Annotated in this window: 6 protein-coding genes; all 6 read left to right on the plus strand. The window is 39.5% G+C overall.

Going from position 1 to position 12,623, the window contains the following annotated elements:
• The first annotated feature begins 327 nt into the window (after positions 1–327).
• The gene (locus tag BLT02_RS10400; RefSeq protein WP_139187551.1) at positions 328–1,764 is read left to right on the plus strand and encodes a competence protein CoiA family protein; all 1,437 of its coding nucleotides are present in this window, start codon (positions 328–330) and stop codon (positions 1,762–1,764) included.
• Positions 1,761–3,374: a coiled-coil domain-containing protein gene (locus BLT02_RS10405; RefSeq protein ID WP_092994816.1), complete on the plus strand. Its 1,614-nt coding sequence runs from the start codon at positions 1,761–1,763 to the stop codon at positions 3,372–3,374. The genes BLT02_RS10400 and BLT02_RS10405 overlap by 4 nt, the downstream gene beginning before the upstream one ends.
• Positions 3,374–4,393, plus strand: coding sequence for a hypothetical protein (locus BLT02_RS10410; protein WP_092994819.1), 1,020 nt, complete (start codon positions 3,374–3,376; stop codon positions 4,391–4,393). Before BLT02_RS10405 ends, BLT02_RS10410 begins: the two co-directional genes overlap by 1 nt.
• Positions 4,386–9,578, plus strand: coding sequence for a DEAD/DEAH box helicase (locus BLT02_RS10415; RefSeq protein ID WP_092994823.1), 5,193 nt, complete (start codon positions 4,386–4,388; stop codon positions 9,576–9,578). Before BLT02_RS10410 ends, BLT02_RS10415 begins: the two co-directional genes overlap by 8 nt.
• 131 nt (positions 9,579–9,709) lie before the next feature.
• Positions 9,710–10,582 carry a DNA adenine methylase gene (locus BLT02_RS10420; protein ID WP_092994826.1) on the plus strand — a complete coding sequence of 291 codons (873 nt, stop codon included), beginning with the start codon at positions 9,710–9,712 and terminating at the stop codon, positions 10,580–10,582.
• Between the two features lie 731 nt (positions 10,583–11,313).
• A partial coding sequence (locus BLT02_RS10425) for a leucine-rich repeat domain-containing protein (protein WP_175453784.1) occupies positions 11,314–12,623 on the plus strand: 1,310 nt, incomplete at its 3' end.

A 12,623-nucleotide genomic window follows, 5' to 3' on the forward strand; every position in this document is an offset into this window, starting at 1 on the left:
TGAATGAGTTCTCGGCGATGGATGAGCTGATGAGCCCAGTATAAGCGGGAATGTTGTCTTAATGAGTAGGAACGCACTTGATTGATCAACAATATTACGCTAGTCAGGTGGACCGGAAAACTGTCCAGCCTAGTTCAATTACTCTGACTGAGTCATAGCGAAAGCAGATTAGGCAAAGACATAGGCTACACTTAATATGAAAGTGTCCAGGAAAAGTTTGATATTCTGCACCTAAGACACCCCTGATGATGGTGGTAGAAGAACCTGTGACATATGGTTCAGAAATAATAGTCGCAAAGAAATCGTATTTACAGAGGAGGGTAAATTTTGGAAAAAGCGTTTGATACAATTTTACAATCAGATGTATTTGCGACTATGGCTGCAAGAACAGGCGGGTTTGAACCTTATCGATATGAATGTTTATGTTGCGGAGAAGAGGTATATATTGCTGCAGCGTATAGTAGAGAGATGACGCCTCATTTCAGACACCGTCGGGGAAATAATGATAAGGAATGTGAGCAGTATCTTGGACAGCCGGGAGCTATTGCACGATATATCCAAATACGGAGAAAGAAACAGGACCAGGTCGATTTTTATTTTAATAGAGATCAAATGACATTCGAGGTTGGGATTCTGTTGGCTGTGGATGAAATAATAGAGTGTGAAAGCAGAAATGAGAAAATCCTTTTAAAGGATAAATATTATAGTGTCCCATTTTATTCTGTTTCAGTTAATCGAAGAAATTTTGTTGGTGGGGAACGATTCTTTGCGCCTTTAAAAGTGTTTTCACCTAATTATGCTGTTGCACTATCTGAAAAGAATTATATTCGGATGTATGAGGAGGTCTTTGCTTCTGGTAACAGGTTGAATTTTTATAAGGTGTCAGGACAGTCAGATCGGTATAGAGCCAGAAGGATAGGAACGAAGATTGTATATACAGAAACGCGATATTTTGTTGTGTCTGAAGATGAGCGTTGTATAAATGCGCTATGTAATCTTATCAACTGTGTTGACATTGAGGAAAAATTCGATTTTCAAACAATGAATCGCAGATTTTATGCATTAACTATGCGGTTTACAACCAAGGATTATAATGTGTCACGAGTACTTTTAGATTCTGAGTATCAGTTGGAATATGCAGAAAAGGCGGTAGTCCTTTGGCCACCGATGATTACATGTGATGATCAAATACTGTGTGAAACAGATAAGCTATATGTACATACCAGCTTTGAATTGTTATCTCATGGCAATATAAATTGCGATGCTTGTCTTATAGACGATATGGGAAATGGTCTATATCAACTTCAAGTGGATGATGATATAAAAATTTTTAGAAAGAATGCAGAACTGATTATAAATAGAACAACGCCTATGCATCAGGATGACGAATCAATTGATGTGTATGAAATTCATACAGATAAATATGAAGTTCCAGAGGAAGGCGATTTTTTTCTTTTCAATGCGGATGGATGTATGAAATTATTACCGCACCAGCATATATATCTGAGCGGGAAAGATTATATAACGCATTATCAAAATCATTGTATATGTGGTCGCATCTGTGCCAATAAAGCGGAAGCATTGTCTACAGAGGCCAAGATTCGGGAAATAAAAATGTACTGGAAGCTGACGGAACCATATACAGAAGCCACTTTTGAAGAGGGAGATTATAGCAAAGAAGTTTTGAACTATTTGGAGGAGTGCAGGAATCAGGGAACAATAAACTCTATGATTAAACGATATATTGAGGAGGGGAGACTGTGAACTATCTTCAAGAGTTGGATGAAAAAGAAATAAAGTATATTTGTTCTGTGATTCCTCACCAGGAAATTATATTTTATTTTAAAAATTTCCCAAAAGAATTTAGCAAAATCAGACCTGGATTTCGTCCGACATCTATATCGCAAGAATATGGAAGCAGAATTCTGTTCGACTATCGTAGAAAAAATTTTATAGCGTCTTTTATTGTGAAACACATTGATTTGTGGATGGAGCAGATTGGCGAAGAAATCGACGCAAGAATTGAAAAGGATATGGATTTTGAGAGCGCCTGCATAGAGGTGTTGCCATACAGCTACTTTAGCGACAATGTTGCCCTTTACTTCAAAATCAAAGGTGAAAAGAAATCGGAAGATTATATTTCGGTTATGTCTGCAGCCGTTAGGGCATTTAAACATAGCAATGCTCTTGAAGCCACCAAGGAGCAGATGAAGCAGGAATTTGAAATCGAGAAAGGTAAACTGCTTCAGGAAACCGAAAAAAAGCAGGTTATGATAGATGAACTAAAGAAGTCTGTAAAAGACAGAGATGCAAAGTCTCGTAAAATTCAAGCCCAACTAAAAGAAAAAGATTCTACTATAGAGAAGTTGGAATCTGAGTTGGAAAAGAAAGAAGAAGAGCGACTTCAAATAGAAGATGCAAGAAAAGCTGCTATTAAATTGCATAAGGCTGACACTAAAAAGTTGGGAATATTAGAACAGCAAATAAAAAGCCTGCGCTCGGAAAAGGAGAATGAGTGGAAAAGAAAGACCTCTGAAAAAAGACAGAGGGAACTAAGAGCTAGTCAGAGGCAGGAACGACCGCTGCGACCGGAATCGATGGATGAATTCGAAGAGTATTTTGAGTATAATCTGAATTCCATAGGATTTAAACCGGAAGCAAACCTGAAGAGGGCATTCTTGTGCTATTGTGAAAACATATTGTTTGATGGTACACCAATACTAATGAAGCAGAGTGCTGCAAAGAACCTATCCGCTTGTCTGTTAAATACAATACAGGGTAAACGTATGGTTAGCACGTTGCTGTATACCACCGGCATTACGACCGAAAGAATTTCTGATTTCTTGATACAGTCTAAAGATCGGGTGGTGTGTCTGGATGGTTTCGTAGGAAATTTTAATGAGATTGAACTGTTGGCTCTACTATCAGAGTTTAGAGATAAGATTATTTTTGTGACTTATATTTATGATGGAACCTTGCAGTATATGCCAACATCAGTGATGGCCAATTTTAATTACATAAGCTTGGATAGAATAGAGTCTTTTTCTAAAATCATGGATTTATCTGAAGATCCCTCAATTTTGAAAGAGGTCATGTACAAAGTTTCTGAAGAGAGCTTTTCAAACAATCGATATAAAAGAATCTGCAGAGAAATTGTTACAGAATGTGGTTTGTCTATTAGAGATTGTGGACGATATATGCTGTGTATTTGCGATGACAATACTCTTAGTGCTGTGCTTATGTTTACAATTTTACCGTATGTAAGGGATATTACATTAAATAACCCTTATGGCATGTCAAGCCGACTGCGTAAATATGCAGGCGAATCTGGAAGATGCCAGAATAAAGATATACTTATGGAGTGGTTTGGATAATGCAAGAATTATTAGATGCTATGAGCTCAGATATGAATATCAGCCCATATTGGAATGAACCAATGGAGACCTATGCATATAGGGTGATCTATTCAGCGCTTGGCTTATGGTGCCTAAAAATGGCTCAAAGTAATAAGTATAGCGGGGACGGCGTGAGTAAAAAAGTTCAAACAGCAATATTGCATGATTTGATTGAAAAATATACCGACATGTATACGGGAGTACGAGAGTTTTTCATGAAAAGGAGATCAGCAGACGCGGCTGTCTTTATAAGAACGACATATGAGCAGACGGGTTATCTTCGCTCCATGGAAAATAACTATAGTTTACTGGTGAAGAAGGGAAGGTCGATTATACTTTCAGACAATCAGAGGCTGTATTTCGGACTCCCCCAAGGTCACATATCAATGAATGGATTGGGTGTATTTACCGATTTTGAAATTACGAACATAGATTCACTTCAGGATTTTCTGATTAGGGATTCATTGTCTACGGATGAATATGTAAGAGTGAATTATAATTCACTTGATTTTGAATCGAGAGAGATAGATGAGACAATGTTGGAATTCTTTGATCCAAGAATGCGAACACCGCCTTCAAGAGCGTGGAAAAACTATATGGATGTGGATTTCACAATGGCTCGTCAAGGAATTACAGGGCCGTATTACCGAGTAATAAAGAGTGATGAAGGAAAGCTGCTTTTTGCAGATGAATACGAGGCCAATAAAGAAGGTTCTTTTACAGGTTATGAGTATCGTCGGCTATATATGGCTTTGAACGAATATTATGGAAGTCCTATGGTGGCATATTTATGCCCGATTGATGAGACGTACTCACATATTCGTTTCCTTGGACATCTGCCGAACAGGGAATACTATTTGATGTTAATGTGCGGATGGCCGAAATACGGTATTAATGATAAAACAAACTTTATTATAAAAAAAGAATTTCTACCTGCATTGTTGCCGGTTTTAAGGAATATAGGAGTAAAAATAAAGGAGGGGAAGTTCCGTGGCTAAGGATACAAATGGTGTTCAGCAGTATTATAAAACAATCAGGGACAGACTTGTGAATTATATTAAGTCTGATTATTTAGCAAACAGTGAAACGCTTCTTCTGTATGCGGATGAAATTCTGGGTGAGATGTGTCCAGATGAATTGAATATAGCAAAGGAACCTTATATAGAGACTTCTGCTTCTTACAAGAAAGTTCAAGACGGCATAAAAGATGCTGATATTAAAGAAAATGTTAAGGCTGTTTTACTGCAACTGATTGATGCAAGATTGGGCTTTTTTTCGACTCCGTTTGAACATCAGGTAACGGCATTGACTAAAGCATTGCAAGGGCGTGACCTTTTTGTTTCAACAGGAACTGGATCTGGAAAAACGGAGTGCTTTTTATGGCCTATTGTGGCAAGAAGCATAGATGAGGCTGCAAATCGTCCTGATTCATTTAAGAAGGCGGCTGTCAGAACTCTGATTATATATCCAATGAATGCTTTGGTTTCTGATCAGTTGGCGAGATTTCGAAAAATCATGGGTGCTCCTGGATTTTTAGAAATTTTTACAAAATCTACCGGGGCAAACAGAATTCCTCATTTTGGAATGTATACAGGTAGAACTCCATATGCAGGATTATCGAAAAAACAGAGTAATCTTCAGTTGGCAGAAACATATCGTAAGCAATATTTAATTGAAGATTCATGGAGTGATGCCGAAAAGGAAAAACAACAAAAGAAAATTGAAGGACTAAAGAGCATAAATAAGTTTCCAGCAAGATACCGCGGGGATGCAGGGGTTAGAATATTTGTTGAGAACCTTGAAAATAACATTCACAAGCCAGGAGCTTATGATGCTGAATATATTACACGCTTTGAAATGCAGGAGTATACTCCCGACATTCTCATAACAAACTATTCTATGCTGGAATACATGCTTATGCGCCAAAGGGAATCCGGTATTTGGGATAATACAAAAGAATGGCTTGAGAAAGATGCTGAAAATCGGCTTTTAATTGTTCTGGATGAGGCGCACATGTATAGAGGCTCCTCTGGAGGAGAGATTGCACTTCTGTTGGATCGACTGTTTTCGAGACTTGGAATAGGCTTGGATAAGGTGCAGTTTATTCTTACTACTGCCAGTATGCCATTAGATGATAGAGGTGCTATTGATGATTTTTATACCGGATTGACGGGAAAAAATGCTGACGGCTGTGAATTCCTCTTTGGCTCAAAGGAGGATGTTACAGATCATTTTGAAGTACTTACAAATGTACAAAAGTTAGCCTCAGTTGGAACGAGCCAGGTGACAGAAGCTGAAATTCCAAAAAGAGTAGCATCTTTTGCTAATCTGCTGTTTGGAGTAGAACTAAAAAAGAATTTGACTGTAGCTGAGGCGCAGGAATGGCTTTTTGATAATCTTCCTAAATACCAGGCCTTTGTCGAATTGCATAAATTGTGTCGTGATGGCGCTAAATCATATAGTGAACTAAAGGATAAAATATTTCATAACGACATCCAGGCAGATGAAGCATTAGACGCGCTCTTAGTTATTGTATCTCTCGCAAAGAAAAATGATGAAATACTATTTCCAGTACGACTCCATATGTTTGTGAGAGGAATACAGGGCCTATACGCTTGCTCAAATCCTAAATGTACGTGCGGAGCAAAGTATTCTCCAAAGGAGAAACTTCCTTTAGGAAAAGTTGTTTCTGTACCGAGGGAAAGATGTGAATGCGGTGGACGAGTTTATGAACTGGTTAATCACATTAAGTGCGGAGCATTATATTTCAAAGTATATGTCCAAAAGACTATGGGAACAGGGTATTGGTATGTATTCCCGAATAAAGGTCTCAATGGAGGAAGCAATGAGCTAACGGAGATGCTTTTGTATATTGCACCGGACAATTATGTGAAAGAAACTCGCGATAAAGTAGGTTATTTGGATCCAGTGACAGGAAAACTATATCTTTCCGCAAAGGACGATGAAAACTTATTGACAGTTTTATATGAGGATAAGCTTGATGAGAAGAAACAGGTTTATACCTTTGGCTCCTGCCCTAAATGCCGGAAAGTTATGCCGTTAAAGAAGCCAACAGATTTAGCAACCAAAGGAAATATACCTTTTTACAATTTAACGAAAGCGCAATTTGAGTTGCAGCCAGCCAGATCAAAGATGATTAACGAAGGTAAGAAAGTATTGCTTTTTTCAGATTCCCGTCAAAATGCTGCAAAGTTAGCGCTAGATTTGTCAAAATCATCAGATGCGGATGCTTTCAGACAAGCTGTTATGCTGGCATCATTAAAATTGCGTAAAGAGGGAGGAGAGCATTCTTTATATGAATTGTATCCGGCTTTTCTCGAGGTATGTGATGATCAGCGGTTATCATTTTTTTCTGGTAAGAGTGCAAACAAGTTTAGAGATGATCTGAAAAATTTTAAAAGGAAGAGACGAAGGGGGAATAGTTTCAGGGATTTAGCGGCAGACTTACAACCTCTTCCGGAAAACTATTATGAGCAATTGCTTACATTCTTTACAGAAAGTCCACGTTCATTTAAAGATATTGGGTTGGGATATTTGGGACCTATTGATAAGGCAGTGGAAGAATGCCTGGATATTATGGAGGATGACTTCGATATCGTTTTGAAAAAAGACCAACTGATACAAATGTTGGTTCTTATATTCTGGGATGTCATGGACGATAGTGCAGCACTTGGAGAAACTATACATGATGATGTTCGTCAGGGATTGCCGGGAAGAAGTAAAATTCAGACATTTGGATTAGATGCTAATTTTGGAAAAGCTCTTGATCGTAAACTTGTAATAAGATTGCAAGAAGTCCTTAGTATGGACGAAAACAGACTGAACAAAGTTCTGGATACGATAAAGGAGATTTTCTTTAAACAAGGCGAGAACAACCGTTTTTATATTGCCTTGGATGCTGTAAAAATTGTTATAGCTGATGAAAAATTCACCTGGTATCGTTGCGCAAAGTGTGGCAAGATTTCTCCATTCAAATTAGGGGAATACTGTGGTGCATGTTTTGACACCAAAGATGTGAATCCAATTACCAATGCAGATCTTTCCCGCTTTGATTTTTGGCGTAAACCTGTACTTGCTGCATTAAAAGAAGAAGAGCGAATACACACGATTGATACGGAAGAACATACTGCTCAGTTGTCTCATAAAGAGACAAGGAGTGATATTCTGAGCCGAACTGAAGACTATGAGATTCGTTTTCAGGATATTGACGCCGGAGAACAAGGGGAAAATGCTATTGACGTTCTAAGTTGCACTACCACAATGGAAGTGGGTATTGACATAGGTTCTCTGACGGCTGTTGGCTTAAGAAACATCCCTCCTATGCGAGAGAACTATCAGCAGCGTGCCGGTCGAGCAGGCCGAAAGAATGCCGGAATATCCACAATTGTAACATATGCTTTTGGTGGAATTCATGACAGCTACTATTTTCGGCATCCGGAGGAAATGATATCCGGAGCGCCAAGAAAACCGTGGATTGACCGAAATAATCCGAAAATTGAACAGCGTCACTACAATATGAAAGCTTTGAATAGCTTTATGTCTACAGATGACATGAAGAATCGGTTCGATAGTATTGTTGATGTGGGGATTGTTACGTTCTGTGAAAAATATGGCAAAAATTTCATTGAATTTCTTCAGTCACTCGATTATTCGACAGAAGAAACGGAAAATCAGTTCCGTGAAATTCAGGAAATGGTATTAACTGAAGGGAAGAGAAATGAATACTTCAATGGAGATAAAGAAACATCTGCATTTGACGTGTTTTACTCAGAAGGATTTATTCCATCATATTCATTTCCCAAAAATGTGGTTCGCTTCTTTGTTGAAAAGGAATCTCAGTATGGCAGAAATGCTCCGAGAGACGTTCAGTATGCACCTGAGCGTGATATTGCTGTTGCAATAAGTGAGTATGCGCCCGGGCGCTTTGTAACTATTGATAAGAAGATATTTAAAAGTGGCGGATTATATGCTAATCCAAAGCCGAGAGGATATGAGCGGAATCCGGCGGAATATTACTTTGAAAGCAAGGACTACAAGAAACAGATATATGTTTGCACAGAGTGTAACTGGTTTGGGGATAGTTCAGATCATTATGCGGATTGCCCGTATTGCCATTCAAAGATAGAGTATCATACCATGCTGAAGCCATGGGGATTTGCCCCGGTTAAGGGTGATCCTGTTAAATACGAGGATGAGGAAGAAGAGAAAACATATGCTGAGGCACCGTACTATTCCTATGTGCCGAAGGATACAGAAATGCAATCTTTCAAATTCAGCAAAATTCGTTATGCTAACCTGGAGAACAGGAAAGTTCTTACAGTAAACATGGGAAAAAATAAACATGGCTTCAATATCTGTAGAAAATGTGGAGGCGCTGAAGTAGCAGAAGCTGTTCAGACCGGAGAGTTTAGGTTTTCTCAGCCTTATCATGATCGCTATTTATGTCGTCACGAGGGAACAGTAGAAACAAATCTGTTCTTGGGATATGAGTTCTTAACAGATATGTTTATGTTGGATATTAGTTATGATTCCGACAAGTTAGTTTCTAATAAGACTGTTGAGGAGAAGAATATTCTTAGGTCTGCAGCGACTACTTTGCATGAGGCAATTAAGAAAGCAGTATCACTTGTTTTGGACATAGACTATAACGAGATAAATGGTGGATGGCGTACGAGATTTGATGGCTCTGGGGAATCACATATTGAGATGTTCTTCTATGACAATCTGACAAGTGGAGCTGGTTATTCTTCGCTGATTGGAGAAATCCTAGATGACGTTTTAGCACAGGCGAGAGAAATACTTAGTTCTTGCACATGTGGAAGATCTTGCAGAAATTGTCTGGATAACTTCTATAACCAAAGAAGCCATGAATTGTTTGACCGTAAGCTAGGCTTACAATTGCTGGAATATGCGGTTGATGGAAAGTTTCCATCAGCATATTCAAAGCGAGAACAAGAGTATATGATTGCTCCGTTGAAAAAGTTAATTGCAGAGGAACGAGACATGGAAAAGTTGCCGGAATATTTTATTGAAGTGATTCCGGCATTAGTGAAACGCCCGGAGGCAGACGGAAAAACAATCTATTTCAATTCATATAATTTGGAAGACTGGTTGCCAAATGCTTTTATGGAGTTTTGCAATTATATCGCAAGGGCAAAGTAATTGGTAAGAAGAATCATCTGGGCCGAAGAAAAAGGAAAAGAAGGATCTTAGGCCCAGAATGCATCTATCTACAGACAGATAGAAATGCTATAATATAATTTTTAAGCAGGATGGAAAAGAGGTGAGATCATATGTTTTACTCCCCATTAAGATATCCCGGTGGAAAAGGAAAGTTGGCCCCCTTTATGGAGCTCATGATTGATGAACTGGGTCATAGAGGAGGAACATATATTGAGCCTTTCGCCGGCGGTGCAGGCATTGCGATTGAGCTTTTGGAACGTAATGTTGTTGGCCAAATTGTAATTAATGACTATGATAAAGGAGTATGGTCATTCTGGAAGGCGATATTATCTGAGACAGACAGATTTGTGGAATGTTTGAATAATGTTCCGCTTACGGTAGAAGAGTGGAACCGTCAGAGAAAAATCTGTCTTACACAGAATAAAAAATATAGTTTTCAGCTGGGGTTTGCAACCTTTTATATGAACAGAACAAATCGTTCTGGGATTATAAAAGGTGGCATTATTGGAGGATTAAATCAGACAGGTAATTGGAAAATGGATGCCAGGTTTAATCAGGAAGAATTATCACAACGTATTACTAATATTGCTGCTCGAAAAGGAGATATAAAACTTTACAATAAAGAGATTGGAAGCTTTATAAAAACCTATATTCCGAAATACGAAGAAAATGCGTTAATCTATTTTGATCCACCGTATTTTGGCAAAGGCAAACAGTTGTATATGAACTTCTTTAATTTGAAAGATCATGAGCGTATTGAGGCAGCAATTCGCAATTCTGTTAATGGAGATTGGATTATCACATATGATGATGCACCGGAGATAGCACATATTTATGATGGGTACTCAGTAAGAAAATTCGATTTGAATTACAGTGTGGCTAATAAAAGGCGGGCTAGTGAATTGATGTTTTTTAAAAATGGTATTGCTATACCATCTAACATGCTTCTGGAGGAAAATAGGATAGCGATAAACCTTAGGTAGTAGAAATTTGATAATTTGCCGAAAAGCGGGGATAACGAGATGATAATTCAGAGCATTGAGCGAGAAATTAAAAGATTAACTGCTATTTCGGAAAGAAATGCAACAAAAAAACAACTTTATTAGGTATGTTGGGGCAGCCGTCTACAATACCCAGTAAAGAACATCCGATGTACGGATGTAAGACAATCGATGGATATAATTTCAAGTCGCAATTCAAGGAGTAATTTAAGACATCTCCGGAGCATGATATTATAGACGATCACAGATGGAAATTTATTTTAGAAGACTATTAGATGATAAGGCATATTTCTCTGTTGCCAGTATAGCCAGAAAGCAAACTGGTAAAACGCCGACACTGCGATTTTGGAATTTTGAAAGCCGTGCAAGTGGAGCTGGTTATGTTCAGTTGCCGGTATAGTATGATGTTGGTTTAGAGTACCTGACACCAAGGTGTTTCCACACGGATAACGGACTGTGGATTTATTCGCAGAATCGAGAACGCCATTTGGCGAGTGCAAGTGGAAACGATATTGGAACTGCTTGTGCTTTCTTGGGAGCAGATCATGAAAATCCGCAATATCGTCGAGGTTGGAGCTGATGAGATTGAGAGGTGGATTAAGGATGAGAGACGGCGGGCGAAAGGGCTGATTAAGGAGACATTACAAACGGAACCACATTGAGATTTATACACACGTAGCCAATACACAATACACTCAGCGGAGGACAAAGAGATGAGTAAGCTTCCGAAACGGTTAACAGCACTGCTCCTGTCAGGCATGCTGGTCATTGGTTTAGCGCCTGTGGGGGTTTTTGCAGAAGATTTCGGGCAGACTTCTGAGGCAGCAGTGGAAGAGGCTGCTTCGGAGGAGGCAGTGGCAGCAGAGACTGAGGGAGAAGTAGCTGCCGGAGACATAGCAGCGCCTGAGGAAGAGGATCAGGCTCTGACTGGTACAACGGAAGCGCCTGAAGAAGTGGTAGGGGATCAGGAAGCGACTGGTACAACAGACGCACCTGCAGAAGAAGTTGCGCAATATTATACCGTTACTCTCAATGCCAATGGCGGATACTTCGAAAATGAGTGGGATGATGCACTTGGCGAATATGTTGAGCAGGTGGAAACCATTAGCAAAGCGGTTCCTATTGGTGATGCGATAGTGACATTTCCGGTATTCGGAGAGGATGATCAGGAATCACAAAGCATGATTTTTGCCGGATGGAGCCTCGAACCTGACGGGCAATTGATCTCTGAAGGATTTGAAGAGTATTTGCCGGAAGATAACTGCACGATTTATGCCCTTTGGGAGATTAATCCGTCTGCAGTATCAGAGACTGCTGAAGAAGATGATGATATAGATTCCGCAGATAATCCCGGTCAGGATGAGGATCTGGAAGAGATTGCTGAAACAGATCCTGCCCAGATTCCCGATGATACGGAAAAAGCAGAGGAAAAAGAGCAGTCTTCAAATGAAGATGAAAAGGAAGCTTTTGATTACAATGAGGCAGGCAATGAAACCTCTGCAGCGGGCGGTACAGAAGAGGCAGAAGCCGCCAATACGGACGATACTTATAAGAGAGAGCCCGATTCCGAAAATGAAAGCTTAAACGATTCGGAAGAGGGAGGATCTCATGACAGTTTTGATCTGGCTCGTTTTGAACAGGCACCTGAAGAAGCACAGAGCTCTCCGGATGCAGAAGATACTACACTTGTAGATGATCCGACGGAAGAAGAGATAACAGAAACTGCAAAAGAAGCTTCAGGGGATCTGACGTATGAAAACTTTACCTATACTGTTTCCGGGAGCAATGCGACGATCACAGGGTATACGAGTTCCGCAGCAAGCCTGACTATACCATCAAAGATTGGGGAGTACACTGTCACTGCCATCAAAGATTATGCATTTTCCGACTGTTCATTCCTGACCTCTTTGACCCTGCCGGAAAGCATAACTGTGATAGGTTCATATTTCATCGAAGGAACCGGGATTAAGTCGATTACGATCCCGAAGAACGTCACAAGCTGCGCCTATTGCCTGACAGGATC

The organism is Sarcina sp. DSM 11001 (assembly GCF_900101015.1).
In the GTDB taxonomy this organism is placed as follows: domain Bacteria; phylum Bacillota; class Clostridia; order Lachnospirales; family Lachnospiraceae; genus CAG-791.

Excerpts from the sequence above, each read along its gene's own strand:
- BLT02_RS10420 (WP_092994826.1), top strand. The coding sequence starts at position 9,710 with ATGTTTTACTCCCCATTAAGATATCCCGGTGGAAAAGGAAAGTTGGCC.
- BLT02_RS10410 (WP_092994819.1), top strand. The coding sequence starts at position 3,374 with ATGCAAGAATTATTAGATGCTATGAGCTCAGATATGAATATCAGCCCA.